At 47.8% G+C, this 26,455-nt stretch carries 22 protein-coding genes; 11 read left to right on the top strand and 11 right to left on the bottom strand.

All coding sequences use genetic code 11. The features are described 5' to 3' along the window. The first annotated feature begins 1 nt into the window (after position 1). The 4 genes from ACT6NV_RS05695 (at position 2) to ACT6NV_RS05680 (ending at position 3,417) form a co-directional block, all read left to right on the top strand. Entirely contained in the window at positions 2-700 is a 699-nt protein-coding gene (locus ACT6NV_RS05695; protein ID WP_445386292.1) for a CoA transferase subunit A, read from the top strand. Between the two features lie 2 nt (positions 701-702). Further along, entirely contained in the window at positions 703-1,356 is a 654-nt protein-coding gene (locus ACT6NV_RS05690) for a CoA transferase subunit B (RefSeq protein ID WP_445386291.1), read from the top strand. A gap of 347 nt (positions 1,357-1,703) precedes the next feature. Beyond that, positions 1,704-2,249, top strand: coding sequence for a GNAT family N-acetyltransferase (locus ACT6NV_RS05685; protein ID WP_445386290.1), 546 nt, complete (start codon positions 1,704-1,706; stop codon positions 2,247-2,249). 10 nt (positions 2,250-2,259) lie between these two features. Beyond that, positions 2,260-3,417, top strand: a complete 1,158-nt coding sequence (locus tag ACT6NV_RS05680; RefSeq protein ID WP_445386289.1) for a serine hydrolase domain-containing protein — start codon at positions 2,260-2,262, stop codon at positions 3,415-3,417. Here the strand turns inward: ACT6NV_RS05680 and ACT6NV_RS05675 are convergent. The 7 genes from ACT6NV_RS05675 to ACT6NV_RS05645 all read right to left on the bottom strand — a co-directional run bounded on the left by ACT6NV_RS05675 (position 3,414) and on the right by ACT6NV_RS05645 (position 12,214). Beyond that, positions 3,414-4,628, bottom strand: a complete 1,215-nt coding sequence (locus tag ACT6NV_RS05675; protein ID WP_445386288.1) for a methionine aminotransferase — start codon at positions 4,626-4,628, stop codon at positions 3,414-3,416. The two genes, ACT6NV_RS05680 and ACT6NV_RS05675, sit on opposite strands and share 4 nt — an antisense overlap. A gap of 15 nt (positions 4,629-4,643) precedes the next feature. Continuing rightward, positions 4,644-5,189, bottom strand: a complete 546-nt coding sequence (locus ACT6NV_RS05670; RefSeq protein WP_445386287.1) for a type 1 glutamine amidotransferase domain-containing protein — start codon at positions 5,187-5,189, stop codon at positions 4,644-4,646. A gap of 161 nt (positions 5,190-5,350) precedes the next feature. Beyond that, positions 5,351-6,097 carry a succinate dehydrogenase/fumarate reductase iron-sulfur subunit gene (locus ACT6NV_RS05665; RefSeq protein WP_445386286.1) on the bottom strand — a complete coding sequence of 249 codons (747 nt, stop codon included), beginning with the start codon at positions 6,095-6,097 and terminating at the stop codon, positions 5,351-5,353. A 57-nt stretch (positions 6,098-6,154) separates the two neighbouring features. Next, positions 6,155-8,158, bottom strand: a complete 2,004-nt coding sequence (locus ACT6NV_RS05660) for a fumarate reductase/succinate dehydrogenase flavoprotein subunit (RefSeq protein ID WP_445386285.1) — start codon at positions 8,156-8,158, stop codon at positions 6,155-6,157. Positions 8,159-8,160: 2 nt separating this feature from the next. Continuing rightward, a complete protein-coding gene (locus ACT6NV_RS05655; RefSeq protein WP_445386284.1) occupies positions 8,161-8,829 on the bottom strand; it encodes a succinate dehydrogenase cytochrome b subunit in 669 nt (222 codons plus the stop codon). 143 nt (positions 8,830-8,972) lie between these two features. Beyond that, positions 8,973-9,365, bottom strand: coding sequence for a DUF2721 domain-containing protein (locus ACT6NV_RS05650; protein ID WP_445383490.1), 393 nt, complete (start codon positions 9,363-9,365; stop codon positions 8,973-8,975). Positions 9,366-9,367: 2 nt separating this feature from the next. After that, positions 9,368-12,214: a VPS10 domain-containing protein gene (locus ACT6NV_RS05645; protein ID WP_445386283.1), complete on the bottom strand. Its 2,847-nt coding sequence runs from the start codon at positions 12,212-12,214 to the stop codon at positions 9,368-9,370. A 293-nt stretch (positions 12,215-12,507) separates the two neighbouring features. Between ACT6NV_RS05645 and ACT6NV_RS05640 the strand changes: the two genes are divergently transcribed. Then, positions 12,508-13,800 (top strand): aminopeptidase P family protein, encoded by a 1,293-nt coding sequence (locus ACT6NV_RS05640; protein ID WP_445386282.1) that lies wholly within the window; start codon positions 12,508-12,510, stop codon positions 13,798-13,800. Between the two features lie 90 nt (positions 13,801-13,890). On the opposite strand, the gene ACT6NV_RS05635 is transcribed toward ACT6NV_RS05640, so the two are convergent. Further along, positions 13,891-17,025, bottom strand: a complete 3,135-nt coding sequence (locus ACT6NV_RS05635; RefSeq protein ID WP_445386281.1) for a WD40/YVTN/BNR-like repeat-containing protein — start codon at positions 17,023-17,025, stop codon at positions 13,891-13,893. Positions 17,026-17,462: 437 nt separating this feature from the next. Here ACT6NV_RS05635 and ACT6NV_RS05630 point away from each other — a divergent pair, with 437 nt between their 5' ends. From ACT6NV_RS05630 to ACT6NV_RS05610, 5 genes are all read left to right on the top strand, one after another. Next, a complete protein-coding gene (locus tag ACT6NV_RS05630; protein WP_445386280.1) occupies positions 17,463-17,891 on the top strand; it encodes a RidA family protein in 429 nt (142 codons plus the stop codon). A gap of 8 nt (positions 17,892-17,899) precedes the next feature. Next, positions 17,900-18,271: a hypothetical protein gene (locus tag ACT6NV_RS05625; protein ID WP_445386279.1), complete on the top strand. Its 372-nt coding sequence runs from the start codon at positions 17,900-17,902 to the stop codon at positions 18,269-18,271. A 139-nt stretch (positions 18,272-18,410) separates the two neighbouring features. Then, entirely contained in the window at positions 18,411-19,532 is a 1,122-nt protein-coding gene (locus ACT6NV_RS05620) for a DmpA family aminopeptidase (protein WP_445386278.1), read from the top strand. 7 nt (positions 19,533-19,539) lie between these two features. Continuing rightward, entirely contained in the window at positions 19,540-20,964 is a 1,425-nt protein-coding gene (locus tag ACT6NV_RS05615) for a Gfo/Idh/MocA family protein (RefSeq protein WP_445386277.1), read from the top strand. Between the two features lie 66 nt (positions 20,965-21,030). Then, positions 21,031-21,777, top strand: coding sequence for an ion transporter (locus tag ACT6NV_RS05610; protein WP_445386276.1), 747 nt, complete (start codon positions 21,031-21,033; stop codon positions 21,775-21,777). Between the two features lie 27 nt (positions 21,778-21,804). Here ACT6NV_RS05610 and ACT6NV_RS05605 read toward each other — a convergent pair whose 3' ends face one another. After that, the gene (locus ACT6NV_RS05605) at positions 21,805-22,368 is read right to left on the bottom strand and encodes a TlpA family protein disulfide reductase (protein WP_445386275.1); all 564 of its coding nucleotides are present in this window, start codon (positions 22,366-22,368) and stop codon (positions 21,805-21,807) included. A gap of 155 nt (positions 22,369-22,523) precedes the next feature. Between ACT6NV_RS05605 and ACT6NV_RS05600 the strand changes: the two genes are divergently transcribed. Beyond that, positions 22,524-23,192, top strand: a complete 669-nt coding sequence (locus tag ACT6NV_RS05600) for a carboxypeptidase-like regulatory domain-containing protein (RefSeq protein WP_445386274.1) — start codon at positions 22,524-22,526, stop codon at positions 23,190-23,192. A gap of 62 nt (positions 23,193-23,254) precedes the next feature. On the opposite strand, the gene ACT6NV_RS05595 is transcribed toward ACT6NV_RS05600, so the two are convergent. After that, a complete protein-coding gene (locus tag ACT6NV_RS05595; RefSeq protein ID WP_445386273.1) occupies positions 23,255-24,640 on the bottom strand; it encodes an MATE family efflux transporter in 1,386 nt (461 codons plus the stop codon). 90 nt (positions 24,641-24,730) lie between these two features. Continuing rightward, positions 24,731-26,422, bottom strand: a complete 1,692-nt coding sequence (ggt, locus tag ACT6NV_RS05590; RefSeq protein WP_445386272.1) for a gamma-glutamyltransferase — start codon at positions 26,420-26,422, stop codon at positions 24,731-24,733. Positions 26,423-26,455 lie beyond the last annotated feature (33 nt).

Here is a 26,455-nt window from a genome sequence, read left to right as displayed (position 1 = left end):
GATGATATTAAAGAAAGTAAACACTGTTAAAGAGGCCCTTAAAGGGGTTTCCGACGGGATGACTTTTATGCTTGGAGGGTTTGGCCTGTGCGGAATCCCGGAAAATGCCATTTCGGAGCTGGTCAGCCTTGGGATCAAGGATATCACCTGTATCAGCAATAATGCCGGGGTGGATGATTTTGGGCTGGGCCTGCTTTTGCAAAAGAAGCAGATAAAGAAAATGATTTCTTCCTATGTTGGGGAGAATGACGAGTTTGAACGGCAGATGCTCAGCGGAGAACTGGAAGTGGAGCTGACCCCACAAGGGACCCTGGCGGAAAAGTGCCGGGCTGCCCAGGCTGGGATCCCTGCCTTTTATACACCGGCGGGCTTTGGCACCGAAGTGGCCGAAGGCAAAGAGACCCGCGAATTCCATGGGAAGATGTACGTGATGGAAAAGGCCTATGAAGCGGATTTTGCTTTTGTAAAGGCATGGAAGGGAGATGAAGCGGGGAACCTTATTTTTAAAGGGACGGCTCGTAATTTTAACCCCTGTATGTGCGGAGCCGCCAAAGTAACAGTGGCAGAGGTGGAGGAACTGCTTCCGGTGGGTAGTCTGGACCCGAATCAGATTCACATCCCCGGAATCTTTGTTCAGCGTATTTTTCAGGGAGCGCATTACGAGAAAAGGATTGAACAACGGACCGTACGAAAAAGATAGTTATGCTAGACAAGAACGGCATCGCAAAGCGGATTGCAAAGGAAGTAAAGGATGGTTATTATGTAAACCTGGGAATTGGTATTCCTACTCTGGTAGCCAATTTTGTAAGGGATGATATACAGGTTGAATTTCAGAGTGAAAACGGTGTTCTCGGGATGGGGCCTTTTCCCTGGGAAGGAGAGGAAGATGCAGATATTATCAATGCCGGAAAACAGACTATTACGACCCTGCCTGGCGCCTCCTTTTTTGATTCTTCCCTCAGCTTTGCCATGATCCGCGGGCAACATGTAGACCTTACGATACTCGGAGCCATGGAGGTAGCCGATAACGGAGACATCGCCAATTGGAAAATTCCCGGGAAAATGGTTAAGGGAATGGGTGGCGCAATGGATTTGGTAGCCTCTGCGGAAAATATTATTGTGGCCATGATGCATACCAATAAGGCAGGACAGTCCAAACTACTTAAAAAATGCAGCCTTCCGTTAACAGGAGTTCGTTGCGTAAAAAAGATAGTCACTAACCTGGCTGTTTTGGAAGTAACCGGCGATGGTTTCCTCTTGCTTGAAAGAGCACCTGGGGTTTCGGTGGAAACAATCCGGGAGGCCACAGAAGGCAGGCTAATAGTACCTGAAAAGGTTCCTGAGATGGCACTTTAAATCCACTTATTTGCACAGCCTTTTACTTTAACTATTGCCGTATTTAATTTTCACAACAATTTAACGGGCGTTTACAACAAATTATCGGATATTCCGTTCCTAAGTTTTAAGTTTAACCTGTATTTGAGCCTTTTTCCCCAAAGCAAGACTCACAAACCTAAAAGTAACTATGGAAGCCCAAATCAATCAGATGCCACAAAAAGATGAAGTAAACATCTACCGCAACGATTTTTTAAGCGGGATGCTGCTGTTGGCAAAAAAATTGTTTATGCTTTAAGTGTTTAGTTAAGGCAGAAAAAGAGCCCCTTCAAGGGGCTTTTTTTATGTCTTTTAGTTACATTTAAAAGGTGATCCTCATTCGCCTGCAAAGATGTACCATAGCCGACCTTGCCCAACTCCGGGAGGTATCTATCAAAACGTTCAGGGATGCCTTTGAAAAGCAGAATAACCCTGACGATTTTAAATTATATCTTCAGAAAGCCTTCAATACAGATCAGCTGAAAGAGGAGCTTCTAAATCCTGAAACAACATTTTACTGGGCTTTTGCGGGGAATGAGCGGGTGGGCTATTGCAAAATCAATGAAGGATCCGCTCAAAGCGAACCTCAGGACCCCGCTGCCCTGGAACTGGAGCGGATCTACATTTTCAAAGGATATCAGGGGAAGGGTTACGGCAGGAGTATGCTGAATCAAATACTGTATCTGGGGCTGGAGAAAGGCAAAAAATACGTTTGGTTGGGGGTGTGGGAGCATAACCAGAGGGCCATCCGATTTTATAAGGAATACGGATTCACTACATTTGACAAACACCCCTATTATATCGGTACTGATCGGCAGATGGACTGGATGATGAAAATGGAGGTAAGCGGGAATTCGAATAATACAGAACACTAATTTTTGTAAGATGAAAAGAAATGTAATGCTAGTTGTTTTTCTCAGCCTGAATCTCATTTTGCTTCAGGGGCAGGAAACCACATTTTATCCTGATCGCGGGCAGCAGTGGGAAGAGCGTTCCGCTGAATCATTTGGGTTATCCAACAGCAGCCTGCAGGATGCCGTTAAATTCGCCCTGGCTAATGAATACTCAGGAGATCGGGATTTACGGCGAGCCATCCTCAAAGGCTTTGCAAGGGAACCCTACCACGAGCTTTTGGGGCCTGTAAAGAAAAGGGGCGGACCTGCCGGAATGATTCTAAAGAATGGATACCTGCTGGCATCCTGGGGAGATACCAGGAGGGTTGATATGACCTTCAGTGTTACCAAGAGCTTCCTGTCTACAGTAGCGGGCCTGGCAAAGCAAAAGGGCCTTATACCCTCCATGGATGATAAGGTGGCAGATCATATCTGGGACGGCACTTTTGAAGGGGAGCACAATAAGCAAATAAGCTGGGCCCATCTATTACAGCAGAATTCAGACTGGTCGGGATCCCTGTGGGGATTGCATGACTGGGCAGACCGCCCGCCAGCAGAGGGGGGAATAGATCAGTGGAAGAACAGGGAACTGCGGGAACCCGGTACGGTGATGGAGTACAATGATGTTCGCGTCAATGTACTTGCCTATTCGCTAACGCATGTTTGGAGAAAACCGCTGCCACAGGTCCTGAAAGAGGAACTGATGGACCCTATTGGAGCCTCCTCATCCTGGAGGTGGTTTGGATATGACCATGCCTGGACGGTAATAGATGGACTGAAAATGCAGTCGGTTACAGGTGGCGGCCATTCCGGAGGCGGAATTTTTATAAGTGCTGAAGATATGGCCCGTTTTGGGTTGCTTTTTATGGGAGGCGGCAAATGGAAGGGGCAATCTGTCATTTCAGAGGGATGGATTCAGGAAGCTATGAATCCTTCTGCACCGAATCCAAATTACGGCTATATGTGGTGGCTGAACCGAAAAGGGCCACGACAGTGGGAAGGAGTCCCGGAACATGTTTTTTATGCGGCGGGCTTTGGGGGCAATTTTATTATCGTGGACCAAAAGGAAGAACTTGTAATCGTACTGCGATGGCTGGAACCCTCCCAAGTGGGTGAATTTGTGGCTAAGGTCTACCGGGCCATACCCTAAAGGGCAGCAAGGATTTCGGTGGCCCGTTTAAGGGTTTCATCCGTTTTGGCAAAGCAGAAGCGCAACTGGTGGTGGTCTGCCCGGTTAACGTTGAAGACGGAAATGGGGATACTGGCCACCCCGTGATTTACAGTCAGGGTTTTTGCGTATTCCAGGTCAGGGCTTTTTGATATTTCAGAATAATCCAGCAATTGAAAATAAGTCCCTTCGGAAGGGGTAAACCGGAATCGTGAACCTTTTATTCCGTGTAGAAACAGGTCGCGTTTTCTCTGGAAGAAGCTCCCTAAGGACTGGTAGTGGGCAGGATTCTTCAGATAGCTGGCAATCGCCCTTTGGGCCGGATGGTTTACTGCAAATACCACAAATTCGTGTAGTTTCCGGAACTCCCGCATGAGTACTTCAGGTGCCAGGCAATACCCCATTTTCCAGCCGGTTACATGAAAGGTCTTTCCAAAAGAGGCACAAATAAAGGAACGCTCCTTCAGATCTTGGTATTTACAAACACTTTCATGAGTATTATGATCAAACACCAGGTGCTCGTATACTTCGTCGCTCAGGACTAGAATATCGGTATCCCTGAGTATCTCCTGAAGCCGTAAGAGGTCCTTGGCCTTTAACAGCGTGCCGCTGGGATTGTGCGGGCTGTTAAGCATGATCATCCTTGTTTTTGGGTTTATGGCATGCCTGAGGGCATCCCAGTCAATTCTGAAATCCGGTCCTTTAAGTTGTAGCACAACAGGGATTCCCCCCTGGGCAACGACCGAAGGTTCGTAGCAATCGTAGGCTGGTTTAAATACGATCACTTCGTCTCCAGGATAGACAACCGACGCAATTGCTGTATAGATTGCCTGGGTAGCGCCGGCGGTAACCGTTATTTCTTTTTCCGGATGGTATACTGCCCCGTACAGGGCTGCGGTTTTTTCGGATATAGCTTCCCTTAGGGAGAAAATACCGCCCATTGGGGCGTATTGGTTGTATCCATCCGCAATAGCTTCTCTGTACAGATCGAGTAATTCAGGGTCTGCCCCGAAATCCGGAAACCCCTGGGAAAGGTTAATGGCCTTTTCCTTCACGGCCATCTGACTCATGACTGTGAAGATGGATGTTTCGAGATTGGGTAATTTAGATTTTGGACTGAGTTTCATACAGGCATAAATGTAATGATATTGGGTGGTATGCCATAAAAAAACCCGGCCTCTGGCCGGGTTCATTTTTCTCAAATAGGGTTACGCGTGTTGGGCACTGTGTTTGCCTTCACGGATTTCCTCGATGAGTTTTTTATTAAAGGCAGGCAGGTCTTTCGGATTCCTGCTGGTTACAAAGCCTTCGTCTACCACAACTTCCTTGTCTATCCAATTGGCGCCTGCATTTATCAGGTCATCCTTAATGGATTTATAGGAGGTAAGCTTGCGGCCTTTGACCACTCCTGCACTAATCAGGATTTGTGGCCCGTGGCAAATGGCCGCTACTGGTTTTTTCATAGAGAAAAAGTCCCTTACAAAGAGCAGGGCGTCCTCATTGACCCGCAGTTGATCTGGGTTGATAACCCCTCCGGGTAGCACTAAGGCATCGTAATCCTTCGCATTTACTTCCATGAGGGTTTTGTCTACGGAATAGGAATTAGACCAGTTTCCGTCAGACCACCCTTTTATTTCACCTTTTTGCGAACTAACAATCTCTACTTGAAACCCTTCTTTTTCCATCGCTTCTTTTGGCGATTTTAATTCACTTTCTTCAAATCCATTTGTAGCTAATACTGCTATCTTCTTCATTCGTATTTATTTTAGGGTTATTAATTTGACTATCTATAATATAACAAAATAAAACCAGAAAAACAAGTTAAAACACTTAAAAACAACATGTTACGATTAAAAAGAACATAAAAAAACCCGGAAGCGAGCGCTTCCGGGTTTTTACCTTGTAAGCTGTATTCTTACCCTTTGGTTGTAGCCATCAGGTATTCCCGGTTCATGCGGGCAATGTTTTCAAGGGAAATACCTTTCGGGCACTCCACCTCACAAGCTCCGGTATTCGTGCAATTCCCAAATCCTTCCAGGTCCATCTGACGAACCATATTCTGTACGCGATCCGTTGCTTCAACTCTCCCCTGTGGCAAAAGAGCGAACTGAGAAACTTTGGCAGAGGTAAAGAGCATCGCACTTGCGTTTTTGCAGGCCGCTACACAGGCACCGCACCCGATACAGGCGGCTGCTGCAAAGGCGTCGTCTGCATGGTCCTTTTCGATCGGGATGGCATTGGCATCTACAGTATGGCCGGAAGTATTTACAGAAATATAACCTCCTGCCTGCTGAATGCGGTCAAATGCAGAGCGGTCTATCATTAAATCCTTGATCACAGGAAAAGCAGTAGCGCGGAAAGGTTCGATTACAATGGTGTCCCCATCCTTGAACCTCCTCATGTGCAACTGGCAGGTGGTAACCATCCGATCCGGGCCATGCGGCTCACCGTTGATCTGTAGGGAGCAGCTTCCGCAAATCCCCTCCCGGCAGTCGTGATCAAATACGACCGGTTCCTCTCCTTTTTCGATCAGCTCCTGGTTGAGCACATCCAGCATTTCCAGGAAGGACATATCCCCTTCAATTCCGCTGATAGGATACTCCACCAGTTTCCCTTTGGATTGGGTATCTTTCTGTCTCCAAATTTTTAAGAGTAATTTCATAGCATTTATTTTAGCACGTTTCAAAAAGACCTTTAAGGCCTTTTTGAAGTTCCTGTCCTATTTATAACTTCTAGTTTTTAATTCTACATTTTCAAATACCAGCTCTTCCATGTGAAGTTTGGCATCCTTGGGCTCGCCTTTGTATTCCCAGGCGGCCACATAACGGAAATTCTTATCGTCTCTCAGGGCTTCCCCCTCAGGCGTTTGATATTCCTCCCTGAAGTGCCCCCCGCAGGATTCGTTCCTATGCAAGGCATCTTTGGCAAAAAGCTCTCCCAATTCAAGGAAATCTGCCACTCTTCCTGCCTTTTCCAGTTCCTGGTTAGGCTCTTCCATATTCCCTGGGACACGTACATTTTCATAAAAGTCATTGCGCAATTCAGCAATCTCTTTTATGGCTTCTTTGAGTTCTTTCTCGTTACGGGACATCCCGCATTTATTCCACATGATCTTACCCAGTTTTTTATGGTAGTAATCCACGGGATGTTTCCCTTTCGCAGACATGAGTCGCTGCAGACGCTCTCGAACATCTGCTTCCGCTTTATCGAAGGCCTCACTTTCCGTGGAGATTGGGCCCGTTCTGATGTCGTCAGACAGATAATCACCTATCGTATAGGGCAGCACAAAATAGCCATCGGCCAGGCCTTGCATCAGGGCAGAGGCGCCAAGCCTGTTGGCTCCGTGATCACTGAAATTCGCCTCCCCGGCGCTGTAACAGCCCGGAATGGTCGTTTGCAGGTTGTAATCGACCCATAACCCACCCATTGTATAGTGTACTGCGGGATAGATCATCATGGGGGTCTTATAAGGGTTTTGATCTACGATCTTCTCGTACATCTGGAAAAGGTTTCCGTATTTGGCAGCAATGACCTCTTCACCCAATTGGGTAATGGTTTCCGCATCCGGGTCTTTTATCCCTGAGGTAAGCGCTTTTTCCTTTCCGTATCGCTGAATGGCTGATGAGAAATCCAGATAAACAGCTTCACCTGTCTTATTGACGCCAAACCCGGCATCGCAACGCTCTTTTGCGGCACGTGAGGCCACATCTCGCGGAACCAGGTTTCCAAAAGCAGGGTACCTGCGTTCCAGGTAGTAATCCCGGTTTTCTTCTGCGAGCTCAGTGGGTTTCAATTTGCCCTCCCGTATGGCTTGCGCATCTTCCAGTTTTTTAGGGACCCATATACGGCCGTCATTTCTTAGAGACTCAGACATCAACGTAAGTTTTGACTGGTGGTCTCCGGAAACCGGGATACAGGTAGGGTGTATTTGAGTATAACAGGGATTCGCAAAAAATGCCCCGCGACGGTGTGCCCTCCAGGCAGCCGTTACGTTGCTTCCCATGGCATTGGTAGAAAGATAGAAAACATTCCCATAGCCTCCGGATGCCAAAACCACAGCATGCGCAGAGTGCCTTTCAATCTGCCCGCTAACAAGGTCCCTGGCAATAATGCCTCGGGCCTTGCCGTCTATCAGGACCAGATCCAGCATTTCATGCCGGTTATAGGCCTTTATTTTACCGCGGTTGATTTGCCGGTTCATTGCAGCATATGCTCCTAAAAGCAGTTGTTGCCCTGTCTGTCCTTTAGCGTAGAAAGTACGGGAAACCAGAACCCCTCCAAAAGAGCGGTTGTCCAGCAGGCCTCCGTATTCACGGGCAAAGGGAACCCCCTGGGCTACACACTGGTCAATAATATTTACAGATTCTTCTGCAAGCCTGTAAACATTGGCTTCCCTGGAACGGTAGTCCCCACCTTTAATGGTATCGTAAAAAAGCCGGTACGGGCTGTCACCGTCACCCTGGTAATTCTTTGCGGCATTGATCCCGCCCTGGGCAGCAATACTATGCGCACGCCTGGGGGAATCCTGGTAACAAAAGGTCTTTACATTGTATCCCAGCTCCGCCAGGGTAGCAGCAGCGGCACCGCCTGCCAGGCCTGTACCCACCACAATGACATCAATGTTTCGTTTGTTGGCCGGGTTAACCAGGTTAATATCGTTCTTATGTTTAGTCCATTTCTCAGCCAGCGGGCCGGAAGGAACTTTTGAATCCAAAATTGCCATAATTAATGCGTTATTGGGTTAAGGTGATGATACAAGGCGATAAAGACGAATAATAATGGAACTACGATCGCGTACAGGCGCGTAAAGTTTCGTATCGCCGGGCTGTATTTGTTGTTAATCCCCATGCTCTGGAAGGAGGATGCAAAGCCGTGCCAAAGGTGAAGTGAAAGCAGTACAAAAGAAACCACATAAATTGCTGTCCTCCAGAAAGGCGCAAACTTCTCAACGGTTTCAGCGTAATAGCGGGTTGGGTCTTCCGGGTTTGCCTCAACATATTTATAGGCCATTTCATGAACCCAGAAATCGTAAAAATGAAGCCCCAGAAAAGCGAGCACAACTAAACCGGTAACGATCATATTCCTCGAAACCCATGGAGCATTCGCCCCTCCTTTATATTTTACATACTTGATGTTCCTTGCCTTGTTGTTCTGGTATTCCAGCACAATACCCATCACAAAATGCACAATTACCCCTGCAATAAGGATGGGCTGCATCAGGAATTGAACCACCGGGTTGTACCCCATAAAATGCGACCAGGTATTAAAAGTTTCCGGGCTGATCACGGAACTCAGATTGATCGTTACGTGCAGGGCGAGAAAGAGTACCAAAAATAGTCCGGACAGGGCCATGATAACCTTCCGGGCAATAGATGTTTTAGCGATTCCGCTCATAGGGAGTTGGTTTTTTTAAAGCAGTTACAAAAATACTTCACAGGCAACTGAATAACAAACGTAAAGCCGCATTCTCGCCTTCATTTAGAATCGTTTTAAGCAGATTTCGGGGAAATGACTCCTTAACCCGGAAAATTATCGCTTTACTTGCCCTCCATATCTGAAAGCTGGACCTCCAGAGAACGCGTGGAGAGTTGTACTTCTATAAAACTCAGCACCAAAGAAACCATCAGGGCCAGCAGGCTGATTCCAAATACCAGATTGGCCCAGAAGCGCCATTCGATGTATATTAAAAACATACTGATGGCGCTGAACAAAAAGCTCAGAATGGCAATTGCCTGCATTTGTTTGATGATACCCAGGCGTTGCTGGAGCTGGCGTACCTGCTGGCTGAGGGTGGGACTCGCCTGTTGCTGATATGCCTTGTGCAACTGCCTGATTAGTGCGGCGATGGCTAGGTACCTCGCGTTATAGGCGAGCATACTCAGGGAAATAGCCGGAAACAACAGGGCCGGGATGCTCAGGTTTAGTTCCATGCTTATTTCACCTTGAATGATTGATCCATACTGTTGTTGCCTAGTTTTACTACCATCTTATAACTTCCCTTGGGCAGGTACGTTTTGCCATTGGAGGCTTCTTTCAGGGGGACTTTATACTTCTTGAGGTAATCGCTTTTTCCTGTTTTCGTAAACGCAAGGTCGTACGACAGCACATTCAGCCCCGGGTCTGCCTGCATCTCTGTTTCAGAGAGGGTGATTCCATCTGCGGTTTGAATGCTGGCCGAAACTTTTCCGCCATTACGGCTGTAAAAAACAGCGTCTATTCCGGGAGTTGACGGCTCTCTCCAGGGGGAAAAGCTATTGCCCCAGCGACCGGAATGCCGAATATCTTCCAATTCAAATACCAATAATTCTTTTTGAAGGGCCTCAGGGGTTAACTTCTGAAGCGCGGCAATGTCTGCCCTGAAGATACTGCGGCCATGGGTTCCAACCAGCAAGTGTTTTTCCCTTTCCTGAATTACCAGGTCGTGAACAGCTACGTTGGGCATGCCGTTTTGCATCAGTTCCCAGCTCTCACCTTTGTTAAAGCTCACATACAGGCCGTTGTCCGTACCTGCAAAAAGCAAGTTTTCATTTACAGGATCTTCCAGAACCACATTAACCGGGGATGCCGGGATACCTTCGGAAATGGATTTCCAGCTGTTTCCAAAATCTTCGCTGAGGAAAATGTAGGGGGTGAAGTCATCCCAGCGGTAGCCATTCAAAGCTACGTAAACCCTTCCCTTGCTGTGTTTTGAAGCAGCTACGCGGCTTACCCAGAGCGATTGAGGAAAATTGTCTGAGATGCGTTTCCAGGATGCACCGGCGTCCTTGCTTACGTGAACCAGGCCGTCGTCACTTCCGGTATATAACAAACCAAATTGCAAAGGCGATTCTGAAATAGTAGCGAGGGTGCCGTAGGAAACATCTCCTTTCTTTCCACCGGTGGTAAGATCCGGCGACAGGGTGGTCCAGTCTGAACCCTGGTTCATGGACCGGTGCAGTTTATTGCTCCCAAAGTACAGGATATCCTGATTATGGGGGGAGAGTAAAATGGGACTTTGCCAGTTAAAGCGGTAAGGGGCTTCCCCCAGTTCATGCTGGGGTTGTATCCTGCTTCTTTCTTCGTTTTCCAAATCCAGGCGGAAGTAATTTCCAAACTGATACCCGGTATAGACAACATTGGCGTTTCGCTTATCTACCTGAACCTGCATCCCGTCTCCGCCCATTATGGACTTCCAGGGATATTCCCCGCTTTGCTGCCAGCGGTCGGATTCCGAAGCATTGTGGGCTCCCATCCAGACCCCGTTGTCCTGCAAGCCACCGTAAACCCGGTAAGGCTGTCGCTGGTCTACCTGAATGGCGTAAAATTGTCCTACCTGCGGGTTGTTGTTTTTAATCCAGCTGGCCCCGTAATCATAGGAAATATTAACACCTCCGTCATTCCCATTGATCAGGTGGCCGGCGAGGTTAGGGTCAACCCATACAATATGATGGTCTGAATGCACATTTTCCCCATCGATGGAATGAAAGTTTTTGCCCCCATCATCGGAACGCAGCAGGGGTACCCCGGAGATATAAATTTGATTTTTATCGTAGGGGGCAACGGAAATCTGCCCGAAATAATAACCATAACTGTAATACAAGCCATCTATATAACCCTCATGGGTCTTTTTCCAGCTTTTCCCGCCATCTTCTGAGAGATACACCTCAGCTCCTATTACAGGGGTATCAAACAAAAGGGAATTGGCATCTTCCAGATACAGCGCCAGGTCTTCTGGTTTTACCGAACCCTTGCGCACCATATCCTTAACATTTTCTGCCCGGTATTTTCTGGGAAATCCGTTCTCCTGCAGAAAATCATTCAATTTTGAATCGTCAAGGCCCAGAAAGACTGAAACACTCATTTTCTTAAAGGCATCTTTATCCAACCCGGTCTGGTCATTGTCAGTATCCTCTGCAGCTCTGCGGTTCTGGTTGTCCAAAACAGCATAAATGGTTTGCTGGTCAAAGGCAGTCAGCCCTATTCTGCCAGTACCATCCCCTGACGGAAACCCTGAACCGGGCCCGCTGACAAGGCTCCAGTTGTTACCCCCGTCTTCAGACTTATATATTCCCGAGCCCGGGCCAGCCTCTGTAAAATTCCAGGCCTTGCGTTCCCGCTCCCAGGTTGACGCGTACAAAACGTCAGGATTGTCGGGAGCCCGTACCAGGTCTATAGCCCCGGTACCCTCGTCTATATATAATACCCGTTTCCAGCTTTGCCCTCCATCCGTCGTTTTGTAAAGGCCACGCTCAGGATTATCTGAATACAAGTGCCCCGCTACAGCCACCACTACTTCATCCGGCTGCTGGGGATGTATCGAAATCCTTCCGATATGATGAGAATCCGGCAGGCCACTATAGCTCCAGGTCTTTCCCATATCGTTTGATTTTAAAAGGCCAATTCCCGCGTAGGATGATCGGGAGGAATTGTTCTCCCCGGTACCTGCCCAGACCGTTCCTGACGGCCAGTGTACAGCAACGGCTCCCAGATTTTGTGTTGGGGTCTGGTCCATTACCGGGCTGAAGCGGATGCCATTATTGTTTGTGTACCACAGGCCACCCGAAGCATAAGCAACGAAGAACTCTGTGGGTTTATCGGGATTTACCGCCAGGTCTACTACCCGGCCACTCATTATACTTGGACCTATATTGACCAGTGAGAGGTTTTTTACCTTAGAGGTTTCAGCCATTTTAGCCTTGGCCTCGAGCGCCGCCTGCACTTTGGAAGCTTCCGTTGGCGGGGTTTGAGCCAGCAAGGATGCCGTTGTGAAAATCATCAGGAGGGTAGAATTCCATTTCATAGATGGTGTTTTATGGATTAGCTTCGTTGAAGGGAGAAAAGTAACAAAACTATTGCACAGGAACTTAAAATTTTGTTAATTTATTGCGGATTTGATAAGTCTTAGTAGAAATCCAATGGATTGTCAGAAGAAGGATGCAATACCTGAATAGATCGATGACTTTACCGTAATTGAGCAATCCGGACGAACTTGAATCAATTAAACTAACCAACCTAATTTAAGGGGGCTTTTGCAGCCCCCTTTTTTTTTAGCATCAGGATTCGGTTATGTACCTTTGAGAAAAGGTTTACTTTATGAAATACCATCCAATCAACTTTAAGTTATTTGTAAAGAATCGCCAGAAATTTATGGCTCAGATGAAACCCGGGAGCCTGGCGGTTTTTAATTCGAATGATATCTATCCCATTGGGGCAGACAGTACTATGCCCTTTCATCAGGCACCGGACCTATTTTACCTCAGCGGCGTGGATCAGGAAGAATCGATTTTATTGCTTTTCCCGGACGCCCTCAACCCGAAACACAGGGAGGTTCTTTTTGTGCGTGAAACCAATGCGCATATTGCGGTATGGGAAGGCGAAAAACTGACCAAAGAACGCGCATTTGCCGTATCCGGGATAAAAACGGTTTACTGGTTATCCGAGTTCGATAAGGTTTTCTTTGACCTTATGACGGAAGCGGAAACTATTTATTACAACACCAATGAGCACTACCGGCAGGCAGTGGAAACAGAGACTCGCGAGGCGCGTTTTATAAAGGCTTCAAAGGAAAAATTCCCAGCACATGCAGTGGCCAAAAGCAATCCAATTTTACAGGAGATCCGCGGAGTTAAGGAGCCTGAAGAACTGGAATTGATGCAAACGGCCTGCGGGATTACCGAAAAGGGATTCAGGAGGGTACTGGACTTTGTAAAACCAGGGGTCTGGGAGTATGAAATTGAGGCGGAATACCTCCATGAATTTATCCGGAACCGGTCCAGAGGATTTGCCTATACCCCTATAATCGCCAGCGGGAATAATGCCAATGTCCTCCATTATGTGGAAAACAACCAGCAGTGTAAAGCCGGAGACCTGATCCTGATGGATGTAGGAGCGGAATATGCAAATTATTCAAGTGATATGACACGTACTATCCCTGTGAGCGGGAGTTTCAGTAAAAGGCAGAAGCAGGTTTACAATGCTGTTTTGCGCGTAAAAGACGAGGCTACAAAAATGCTGGTGCCGGGCACCCTTTGGGCTGAGTACCATAAGGAGGTTGGGAAAATAATGACAGCCGAATTGCAGAGCCTGGGCCTGCTGGATAAGGCAGATATAGCCAACGAAAACCCGGAATGGCCGGCCTATAAAAAGTATTTTATGCACGGGACCAGTCACCACATCGGTTTGGACACCCATGATTACGGCGCCCTTAAGACCCCGATGACAGCCAATATGGTATTTACCGTTGAGCCCGGGATTTATATCCCTGAAGAGGGGTTCGGGATTCGCCTGGAAGATGACGTAGTGATACAGCCTAAAGGGGAGCCCAAGAACCTGATGAAAAACATACCTATTGAAGCGGAAGCCATTGAAGAGCTCATGAACTCTTAAGCTTCCATATAAAAACCCTGTAATTACAAGTACTATTAAAGCAAAAAACCCCGGCCAAAAGGCTGGGGTTTTCTTTTGAGTACTCCCGGATCATTCTTCGATAAAGAGATAATTCAGGCTCAATTCATTAAATGACTTGTTAAAGGCCGAGATCTCGTCATCCACCAACTGGTCAAATGCCTGCAGCTGTGTATTGATTTTAGCTGTAAGTTCATTTTTTACGGCAATGGCCTGGTCTGTGGGCCGGAAATCATCAAAACCAGTAAGGCTGTTCAGATGGGCCAGTTTGTTTGTCAGGCGGATCGGGAAATTCAGGGGGTCCTGATTACTTTGGTTCTGAGTTTGATAAAGTGCCTTTTCGATTTCCCCGAAGCCTTCCTTCATCTTTTTGGCCTTTTCAACCAAGTCAGCGGTGGCTTCATTTCCTTTGTACTGTTTCATAAAGGCATCCAGTTGTTCGGTCACCTTCCTAATTTTCTTGATGGACTGGTGGGCCCGGTCTACCGTTTTATTGATGTCTGTAATAAAGTCATACTGTGCCTGCATATCCGACACACTGGCTTCGGCTCGGGGGTCCGGAAGGATGGTAAAGGATTCGCTTTGCGACTCGCCGTTAACATTCAGATGCACCATATATGTTCCGGGAACGGCCTTGGCCCCGTCCAGATTAGCTGCCCAAAGGATCATGCCTTGCAGGCGTTCAGCTCCCTCCCCTCGGGTATCCCATACATGTGTATTGCCGCCTTTCACAGCTTCCAGTTTTTCGGATTTTTCTTTGGAATAGGTGCTGAATTTTGCAAGGGTGTCCCCGGCCATAGTGGTATAGGTAAGCGCAACGCTGTCCTTTTCAGCATGCTCCTTAAGGTAGTAGTGGGTCACAACCCCGGCCGGATGATTTTGACCAGCAGTTAATGAAGGCGTACTGGAAGCCCTGCCTTTAGTTCGGTAGGAATCTTTGGGTTTATAAAGGATAGCCGCTGCCGAACGGTCTGACTCGTCTAATTGATGTAATACGGTCAGGTCATCCAGAATCCAAAGGCTTCGCCCCTGCGTAGCTACAACCAGGTTGTTGTCCTTAACGGCCAAATCCGTAATGGGGACAACTGGAAGGTTTAGCTGGAAAGGCTTCCAGGATACTCCGTCGTCAAAGGAGATATACATCCCGGTTTCAGTCCCTGCATAAAGCAGACCTTTTCTTTTGGGGTCTTCCCTAAGGACCCTGGTGAAATGTTCACTGTCTATGCCGGTAGTGATTTTTTTCCAGCTTTTGCCATAATCGGTGGTTTTATATAAATAAGGCTGAAAATCTCCCAGTTTATAGCGGGTGGCTGCCACGTAGCAGGTACCCTCATCAAAAGCCGAGGGCTCAATACTGTTTACCATACTCCATTCCGGGAGGTTGGGGGGAGTCACATTTTCCCAGCTTTCCCCGCCGTTTCGCGATACGTGGATCAGGCCGTCATCACTCCCTACCCACAGCAAGCCTTCTTTTAAAGGGCTTTCGTTGGCTGCAAAAATGGTACAGTAGTATTCGACCCCGGTATTGTCCTGGGTGATAGGCCCTCCGCTGGACACGAGTTTGTCAGGGTCGTTGCGGGTAAGGTCCCCACTTAACAGCTCCCAGCTTTGCCCTTCATTGGTGCTCATATGAACATGGTTCGAAAAGGTGTACAGTTTTTTGGGATCGTGCTTGCTGAAAATGATGGGGAAGTTCCATTGAAAACGATATTTCATCCCTTCCGCACCATAACCCATAGGGTTGTCCGGCCAGACATTGATTCCCCGTACCGTATTGGCCTCGTGGTTTACCCGGGTGAGGAAACCGCCATAGCTGCCGCCGTAAACAATATCATTATTATTGGGGTCTACGGCAATGTGGGCAGATTCTCCCCCGGCCGTTTCTTCCCAGTCATCCTCATCTATGGCCCGTCCGTCTGAGCGGTGTTTGATACGGATAGTGGAATTGTCCTGTTGGGCCGCATAGATACGATAAGGGAAGGAATTGTCTGTAGTCACCCTGTAGAACTGTGCAGTAGGCTGGTTGTAATAGGTGCTCCAGGTAGTTCCGCCATCATAGCTTACCTGGGCCCCGCCGTCATCTCCGATAATCATCCGATTGGGATCTTCGGGAGCTATCCAGAGATCGTGATGGTCTCCGTGGGGGGCATTGAAGGTATTAAAGGTTTTTCCTCCGTCCGTAGATTTATGATAACGGACATTCATTACATAGACCACATCTTCGTCCTGCGTATCTGCATAGACCCGAGTGTAATACCAGGCGCGTTGCCGAAGTTTCCGCTCGCTGTTAACCTGACTCCATTTTTTGCCTCCGTCTTCTGACCTGTAAAGCCCGCCTTTGTCTTTGTTTTCTACTATGGCCCAGACCCGCTGCGAATTCACCGGCGATACGGTAACACCGATAATCCCCAGAGTCCCCTCCGGAAAACCTTCGTTTTTGGAAATTTCAGTCCAGGTCTCCCCGCTATCGGTAGACTTCCATAAAGCAGAACCCGGTCCGCCACTACTCAGGCTGTAAGGAGTTCGCTGAACCCTCCAGGTACTGGCGTATAAAATACGCGGATTGTTGGGGTCAAAGGTAAGGTCCACAGCTCCTGCCTGCTCATTTACAAAGAGGACCTGATTCCAGGTTTTTCCACCGTCAGTACTTTTGTAGATTCCCCTTTCTGCAGTGGGCTTATAAATATTACCCAGGACAGCTGCGAAAACAATATCCGAATTTTTTGGATGCACCTTAAGGCGTGGAATATGCCTGCTCTTGGCAAGGCCTGCCTGGGTCCAGGTTTTTCCGGCATCTTCAGTCTTCCAAACCCCGTAACCACTGGATACATTTCCGCGAACGGTTTTCTCACCCCCTCCGGCGTATATTACATTCGGATCGCTCTGGGATACCTCAACAGCACCTATACTACCGCCGAAGAATCCATCGGAAATATTTTCCCAGCTGCGCCCGCCATTGGTTGTTTTCCAGACACCGCCTCCTGTGGCACCAAAATAAAAGAGATTGGGTTTTCCCGGCACCCCTGTTACAGCTGCCGAACGCCCCCCGCGGAAAGGACCCACAAGGCGGTATTCCATGGATGAATACAAGGATTCCGGGAAGGATTCTGTAGCTGTAGAATTTTTTCGTCTTTGTGCCTGATTGGAATGTGGCAACAGGCAAAGGGCCAGCAGTAGCAGGCCCATTTTAAGGCAAGCATTTTTCATGATCTGTAGTCTTCGAATTAGTTGCTTTAAATGTACCAAAAAAAAGGGATAGGCATGCGGCTTGAAAAGTTACAGAGGTAAAGGATAACCAAGATGCGCAATACCGTGTACAATTTTAAGAGTGTGAGATAGGCTGCATTCAATTTTTAATTGTACCTTTTTTACCACTAAACAATCTGATAATCAGATCCTTATAAGAATTATTATTTGACTTAAATACCTTACAAATGTTGTTTTTAATTCATACAAAATATTAAAAACAATCCCCTGAATGGTCACAGATTCCCGATTTGGAAACGAACCTTCAGGACATTTTTTTTTCAGGATACCTCTGGATCTGTATACAATGGAAACCAAACTAAATAAAGGAGATTATTATGAATTTAAACCAAACTGTTCATCAGAAAATTACATTTATAGCAACTAGTCTATTTGTTATGCTCGTATCTTTTGGTTGCCGCGATATGCAAAACGGCAATTCAGGTGATGGCGCAGTCCTTCAGGTGAGTCATATTAACACCCATGATGGATATTCGGAAGCCGTTACAACCGAACACAATAGGGTGAAAACGGTATACATTTCAGGACAGGTAGGTGACGGAGATACTTTTGAAGCCCAGATGCGTTCCGCCCTCTCAAACCTGGAGGCCAGCCTTGAAGCGGCCGGGGCAACCATGAACGATGTTGTTAAAATGAACACCTATATTGTTGCTTATACGCCTGAAACTTTGGAAGTTTTCCGCAGGGTGCGTAAGGAGCTCATGGGGGAATTGAAGATGCCGGCCAGCACCCTGGTAGGAGTAGAGGCCCTGGCCCTGCCGGACTGGATGATTGAAATTGAAGCCATTGCAGTGGTACAGCAATAAGGAGAGGGATGAAGCTCAGAGATATCCCTGAAAAATGGTTGCGGATTGCCTTTATCTCAGCCATAGTATTATTCCTCCTGGGGACTTTGGACCCCATGGAAGGAAGCATCCTGATTGCTGCAAGTAGTATAATTTTAGCTATTACCACGTATCTTTTCAATGATCCCCAACATCCGTATTTCAGAGTCGCAGCCGTATTAATCCTTTTCGGGTTTTTGAGTTTATGGATCCTTTCATCTATGGGTGGTTTTGGGGGCGATTCCGGAAACCCGTATTGGTGGGGGTTGTTTATTTTACCCTATCCACTGGGGTGGATCCTAACTCTGTTTTTATTCCTGATTCGTTTATTTAAGGGAAGTTGGGGAGGCAGATCGCAGTAGCATATTTAAAATTTAAATAGGTTTATGGGGGCCCGCCCCCACCCCCTGTTTTCAAATTAAACCAATACCCTGCAATCCCATTTCAATCTTTTAATTGTTCTTTAGAGGATTTGGCCAATTTCAGTACCTTGTTACCATTATGCATAAACCCGTATATTTCTTTCTTTTATTGGTAATGACAATCGGACCTTTTTCTCAAATGCAAAGCCAGCAAAAACGAATACGCGATTATGGCATAGAATTAGGGGTTTTGTCCACCGGCCCTCTGAATGCAATTACAGATGTTCCCGGGGTGCGGGTTGGCCATTCCACATTGATTTCGGGGGACTCTGTTCGGACAGGGGTAACCGCAATTGTCCCTCATGGCGGCAATGTTTTTCAGCAAAAAGTCCCTGCGGCTATTTACATTGGAAACGGATTTGGCAAACTGGCCGGATACAGCCAGGTTGACGAACTCGGGAATCTGGAAACCCCAATAGTGCTTACCAACACCCTGAGCGTGCCTGTGGCCATGAATGCCCTGATCACTTATACATTGGAACAGCCCGGGAATGAACAGGTTTTTTCGGTTAATGCTGTAGTGGGGGAGACCAATGATGGAAGGCTCAATGATATCCGCGGGCGTCATATAACCGAAGAGCATATTTTAGAGGCTATTGTAAAGGCAGGCAGCGGCCCTGTGTCCGAGGGGAATGTAGGGGCCGGAACCGGTACCATGGCATTCGGATATAAGGGCGGGATAGGAACCGCTTCGAGAGTAATCCCGGAAAAAGCAGGAGGATATACGGTGGGCGTTTTGGTACAGGCAAATTTTGGCGGAATACTTACCCTGAATGGGCAGAACCTGGCCAAACTACTGGACAAGGTACCCTCTTCCTTTAAGGAGGACACGGATGGTTCCTGTATGATGGTGGTTCTTACCGACGCTCCCCTGGATGCCCGTAACCTGAAACGCCTGGCCAAACGGGCTATGCTGGGCCTTGCCCGCACAGGCGGGATTGCCTCCAACGGTAGCGGGGATTATGTTATTGCAGTTTCTACAGCTGTTGAAAATCGAATTCCGTATATGTCGGCTGGAGTATCAGCGGAGATTAAATCAGTTCATAATGACCATATGTCTCCTTTATTTCTTGCCGCTGTTGAGGCTACAGAAGAAGCCATCTGGAACGCCTTGTTTATGGCTGAGGAGATGACAGGATATAAGGGCAGGAAAGCAGGGGCTTTGCCTGTTGAAAAAATAATCAATCTGGTTCGTAAATAGTAAGTATATGAAGAAAAGGGAATTTCTTAAGAAAAGTGGCCTTGGGGCCTTAGGGGTGGCCCTCCTGCCGTCTGTAATTAATGCAAGGCATTTTCAGAGGCAACTGCGCACCGCACACATAGGGGTTGGCAATATGGGATTCGAAGACCTGAAAGCTATTTCCTCCCATGAGGCGGTTAAGGTGGTTGCGCTTTGCGATGTGGACGGAAAATACTTATCAGCAGCCCATAAATTGCATCCGGGAGCCCGGGTTTATTTTGATTACCGGGCCATGCTCAGGGAAATGGGTGACGAAATAGATGCTGTGATCGTTTCAACTCCGGATCATACACATGCCCCGGCCTCGCTTCTGGCGATGGACATGGGGAAACCGGTATATTGCCAAAAGCCCCTTACCCATCACGTGAGCGAAGCTCGTGCCATGAAAAAGCTCGCAGCAGAGAAAAACCTGGTAACCCAGATGGGGATACAGGTACATTCCTTTTACGATTACAAATTGGCTACCTTGCTTATTCAATCCGGAATTATAGGAAAAGTACATACTGTCAGGGCCTGGTCTCCAAAAAACTGGGGATACGACGGGTCGCAGCCCGAGGGATCAGACCCGGTTCCTGCAGAGCTGGACTGGAACCTGTGGCAGGGTACAGCCCCGGAACGACCTTATAAAAAAGGGTATTACCATCCGGGAAACTGGCGAAAACTTATCGACTACGGATGTGGAACCCTGGGTGATATGGGGGTACATATTTTCGATACACCTTACAATGCCCTGGCCCTGGACGTACCGCAAACGGTCCGCAATGATTGCAGGCCGCCAAACGGGTTTGGGTATCCGGAGCAGAATAAGGTTACCTATGAATTTCCGGGCACACCCTATACGGATAAAACCCTCAAATGGGTCTGGTATGATGGCCCGGGTGCCCCCGAGATGCATGAAGACCTGATGTTGCCTGGAGCCAAAAAGCGCATGGAAGCAAAACAGGACAAGAAAGACCTGAAAGATAAAATTTCGCTGGATGCCAAAGTTGCTGCAGAAAATGAGTTGCCCGAACAGGGAGCCATGTTTATCGGGTCTAAGGGGAGATTATTACTCCCACACTTTATGCAACTTCCCAAAAAGATCGTTCGGGGGAAGTACGTGGATATCAGTAAAGAAATCAAAGCCTTGTCTGAAAAGCATAACCTGGGCATGCCCATACGCAATTATGAAACAGAAGGGCCCAAACACTATCACCAATTTGTGGACGCCTGTTTGGGCAGGGCAGAGTGTTCAGCTCCTTTTGAATATGCTGCCCGTCTGACCGAGACCATCTTACTAGGGGTAATCGCCGGGCGTTTTCCGGGAAAAACCCTGCACTGGGATGCCGGGAAAGCGCGTTTCGCAGAGACCGAGGCAAATGCCTATCTGGAAGGGAATTATCGGGAATTCTGATTAACAATACTCCTTGCACCTTAAGCGAAAATTATGTAAATCGCATAACAAAAAAGAATTCAGGCTATGCGTATTTCCCTGAAAACACTGGTACAGGATCCGGCCTCCAGGTACGGTCGGGTATTCGACACCATTATCCAAGTCTTGATTTTCTTATCACTGGCTGCCTTCGCTATTGAAACCATACCGGATTTACCGGAACAGCTGGTCTGGGGGCTTAATGCTTTTGAATATTTCTGCGTTGCGGTATTCAGCCTGGAATACTTACTGCGAATCTTCACGGCTCCCAAACCCTTACGCTATATCACAAGCTTTTATGGGATCATTGACTTGCTGGCAGTTTTGCCCTTTTACCTGAATCTGGTAATTGACCTGCGTTCCCTCAGGGCCTTTCGGGTATTCAGGCTCTTCAGGGCCTTTAAGCTGGTGCGTTATAATAAGGCCCTGCAACGAATGCATATAGCGGCAGGCCTGATCAAGGAAGAAATGGTACTCTTTCTGATGATCACCCTTATCACTATTTTTTTAGCGGCTGCCGGGATTTACTTTTTTGAAAATGAGGCCCAGCCCGAGGTCTTTTCCTCCATCTTCCATTCAATTTGGTGGGCAATAGTTACGCTAACAACAGTAGGTTACGGAGACGTCTATCCCATAACGATGGGTGGAAGGATTTTTACCTTTTTTGTGCTTTTAGTGGGAATCGGGATCGTAACCGTTCCTGCCGGGCTAATGGCTTCCGCCTTATCCAAGGCCCGGAAGATACAGGACAAAGAGTTGAGTGAATTGGAAAAGGAGCGGGTAGCAAGGGATTAAGTATTTTAAGGCTATATCTGGCAGGCCCTACCTGGGGATATTCTTCTCCAGGATTTCCCGGACCTTTTCACTATTCCAATCCACAGCACCCTGTTCTTTTACCAAAATTTTCCCCTTGGCATCTATAATGTAATTGGTTGGGATACTCCTCTCAGAAAGCACTTCAGGCGGATTCATTCGGGGTAGGTAAACAGGCAGATCGTAATTTTTCTTATCCAGAAAACGACTTACAACTTCCGGGTCTTCATTGGTTATCAATACAAACTCAATACGGTCTCCATAGCGACTATATAATACCTGAATACTGGGTAATTCTGCAAGGCAAGGCGGGCACCAGGTTGCCCAATAACTTAAAAAGGCAACCTTTCCCTTTCCAATGCCCACCTCCAGCGCATTGGCATTCAGGTCATACAATTTGTATGCAAAAGGAATAACCTGAATTTGCTCTCCAGGGTCAAGTTTGGATGGCGAAAGCAGCAGCATCCTTACCTTATTGAGGCCTACCTGTATGGGCTTTCTGGTCTGCGGGATGATTAGTAAGGCCAGAAATACTGCAAACACAATATTACTTAGGCTGAGGTACTTCTTCATGTAATAAAAATTCCAATTCAATTAGGCTTCGCTATTTTCTATCGTTGCAATGGGATATACAAAGTTAAACACTTACCTCACTAAAAGGCCGCCTTCCCTCATTCATACTTTTTAGCACCTGTTGGGTACGCTAAGTTTAGGATAAAACACAAACCATGAGACAATATCAAATCAGTATCCCGGAACCCTGCACCGAAAAATGGCAGGAAATGAGCCCCACGGAAAAGGGAGCATATTGTAAAAAATGCAGCAAAGAGGTGATCGACTTTACACAGGTTTCGCAATTGGAGCTCAGCCGAAGGCTTGCTAAAGGTGAAGTATTATGCGGCCGTTTCAGAAGGGATCAATTGGACAGGCCCCTCCCTGTTTTATCCAGAAACAGCTGGAAGCAAAAAGCAGCTGCCCTGGGTTTCTCGGTCCTGCTTTCGGCCTCCTGCAGTAAGGAGACCATAATTCCCAACCAGGAGATTGAAACCCGGCAGGATGGTCTTTCAGCCAAACCCCTTTATATAAAAGTTGGTAAACCCTTAGTGGTAACATCTTCCATTATTGTATCCGGAATCATAACAGATGGGGAAATGCCTTTACCCGGAGCCTCCGTTGTCTTAAAAGGAACCCGATTAGGGATGCAGGCAGACTTTGAAGGTTTTTTTGAACTGGAAATCCCCCCTGAGCAAGCGCAAAATGCCACTGAATTGATCGTAGCTTATATCGGATTTGAAACCTATTCCCATAAAATTAAGGAAGGGATAATTGAATTGGTTATTGTCCTTGAGCCGGATGAATCCCCGTTAGGGGAAGTAATCCTTACGCGGGTTAATTAAGAGCAGTTAACTTTCAATTTTTCTACAGTTTAACCTCCTTTCTGCAGAAGTGCATTCCCATTCTATGCAACTTCCACCAAATCCCGGTCGATTTCCCTTTTCAGAAAAAACCCCGTCACGGCGGTAGACAGTACATCGGCGATCATAAAACTGATCCAGACGCCCAGTTCCCCAAGAAATCGGGGCAGTATCAGGATCAAAGGAATGAAGAAAAAGCCCTGTCGGGTGAGAGTGAGCAATAAGGCAGGAACCGCTTTCCCGATGGCCTGGAAATAGGCAGCGCCAATAAGCTGCAAGGCGATTATTGGAGTAGCAGCAAACACCCAGCGCATGGCAGCAGGGGTATGCTGTAATACAAAGGCGTTGGTTTGCAGTTCGGTAACGGACATATCCGGGCGGTCTGAGAGGAAAAGCCCTGCAATCTCCGCCGGGAAGACCATCAGGACTATAAACACCAGGCTGGCAACCAGGGCGGCGTATTTTATGGCGGTGTAAATACTCTCTTTTACCCTGGCGTATTTGTGGGCGCCATAGTTAAACCCGGCAATGGGCAAAAACCCCTGGGTAACACCAAAGACAGGAAAGAGGGCGAACATGAGCATTCGGCCGATAATCGCATATACCGCTACCATGGGTTCTCCCCCCAGGTCAAATAAAATATTATTCATCAGCAGGTAGGTGATGGAGGTAACTGCCTGTCTCGAAAGCGTAACAAACCCGAGGCTTCCGATTTCTTTGAGTATCGGCAGCTGCAGCCCAAAGTGATGGAATTGGATTTTGAGCTCCGAGTTTTTGGAAAGGAAAAAGTACAGGATATATCCAAAACAAAGCAGGTAGCCGGCCGTAGTGGCCCATGCCGCCCCTTCCATACCCCAGTCAAAAACGTAGATAAACACATAGTCCAAAACCAGGTTGCCTACAGAGGGGATGATCATGGCAATCATCGCGAATTTGGGTTTGCCTTCGGCCCTGATGACCGTATTCCCCATCATGCACAAGGCCAGGAAGGGCACTCCGTATAAAACGATGATGTAGTAGATTTTAGCCGGGTCAAAAATGGCGCCTTTCCCCCCGAAGGCCGGGATAAGGGTATCTACGAAATAAAGCCCAAGCCCTACCATAGAAATGGTTACCAACAGGGTCAGGGTTATTTGGTTGCCAAAAGTCCTTAGGGCTTTCTCTTTATTTTCTGCACCCAGGGCACGCGAAATAATACTGCTCCCCCCAATCCCGATGGCCATCCCAAGGGCTGCTATAAAAAAGGAGACGGGTAATACCACATTAATGGCCGCAATGGCAATGGAACCGATCCAGTTACCTACGAAAATGGTATCTACCAGAATATTCAGGCTCATTACCAGAATCCCGATGGATGCTGGTACAGCCTGGCGAATCAGTAGCTTGCCAATGGGCTCGGTTCCTAGTTGTTCTGAAGAGACTTTTGCCATAGGCTTCGCAGCTCCTGACTGACCAAAATTAGATTATATTCATTCCTTAGTATTGCAGCTGTAATAGGAAGAACCTGAAGTGTGGTTTTCTTAATAACCTGCCGCCTGTCCGTCCTTACGGCTTTCCGAAGCACCGCGGTACACCCGGTTTTCGGCGTCCCACATAATTGCCTGGTAACCTCCATAAACCCCTCTGGCAAAGCGCACCTGGTGGCCCCGATCCATGAGCCCCCTGATGGTTTCATAAGAAATATCGGACTCGATCCGTACGGCACCCCTGCCGCCCCGCTCTCCTGTTGGGGCTGACCCGCCGGTATGGTCCCATCTGGGTGCATCTCCGGCTTCCTGCAGGCCCATGCCAAAGTCTATAAGGTTCATCACAATTTGGGAATGCCCCTGTGGCTGGAAATCCCCGCCCATGACCCCAAAACTGACCCAGGGCTTGCCGTCTTTGGTAATAAACGCCGGGATTATGGTATGGAAAGGTCTTTTCCCGGGCTCATAGGTATTGGCCTGTCCTTCGGTAAGACTGAATAGTTCTCCGCGGTCCTGTAACATAAAACCAAGTCCGGGGGGCACCATTCCCGATCCCATTCCCCGGTAATTACTTTGGATTAGGGAGACCATATTCCCTTCGCTGTCGGCAGTTGTCATATAAATGGTTTCCCCGGCACTGATTTCTCCCGCCGAGTATTCCCCGGCTGTATCGGAGATCAGCTCGCGGCGTGTATCCGCATAACTGTCTGACAGAAGCTTCTCAACCGGAACATTGGCAAAGTCCATATCTGCGTAATATTTTGCCCGGTCTTCAAAGGCCAGCTTTTTGGCTTCTGTAAAAAGATGCAGGTGTTCCGCGCTGCCAAATTCAATTTTCGAGAAATCATATCCTTCCAGGATTTGCAACATCTGCAGGGCAGCAATCCCCTGTCCGTTGGGAGGCAACTCCCATACGTCGTAACCCCTGTAGTTTACCGATACGGGGGTGACCCATTCCGAACGGTGCTTTGCCAGGTCTTCCGTGGAGAGGAACCCTCCCTGAGACTGAATAAAGTCTGCAATGGTTTTGGCAATTTTCCCTTTGTAGAAAGCATCCCGCCCTCCTTTGGCTATGGCTCTGTAGGTATTTGCCAGAAAAGGGTTCCTGTAGATTTCCCCTGCATCTTTAAGCTCCCCCCCATTCTGGGCAATATAGGTTTCCTCGACATTGGGAAAGCCCTTGGATTGGTAGAACGGAATAGATCGCTGCATGTACCATGCGATCAGCTGGGTTAGTGGAAACCCCTTTTCAGCGTAGTCAATGGCCGGTGCCAGTAGTTCCGACATGGGTTTGCTCCCGAATTTATCATGCAGGGAAAACCATCCGTCTACCGCTCCCGGAACACTTACAGGCAGTGGGCCATGCGAAGGAATTTCAGTCATTCCCTCTTTCCTGAAGTATTCCAGGGTAAGGGCTTCAGGGGAGCGACCGGAGGCGTTCAGGCCGTACAGTTTTTGTGTTTTGGCATCCCATACGATGGCGAATAAGTCGCCACCGATTCCGCAGCCAGTTGGTTCCATCAGTCCTAAGGTAGCATTGGCCGCTATGGCCGCATCAATTGCGTTTCCACCGTTTTTCAAAACTTCCAGGCCAATTTGCGTGGCCAGCGGATGGCTTGTCGCTACCATTCCATTTTGGGCAAGCACATCCGAACGGGTCGCATGCAGCGCACCGGTAATACGGTCCTGTGCCATTCCAATGGCCTGCAGGCCGCAAAGCAGTAGTATGATCAATCTGTATTTCATCCTGTTTAATTTAAGATTAAGGTCACCTTATGT

This window comes from Robiginitalea insularis, assembly GCF_052497835.1.
The sequence above is the reverse complement of the archived record's forward strand: the minus strand, read 5'-3'. Positions and strand labels throughout refer to the sequence as shown.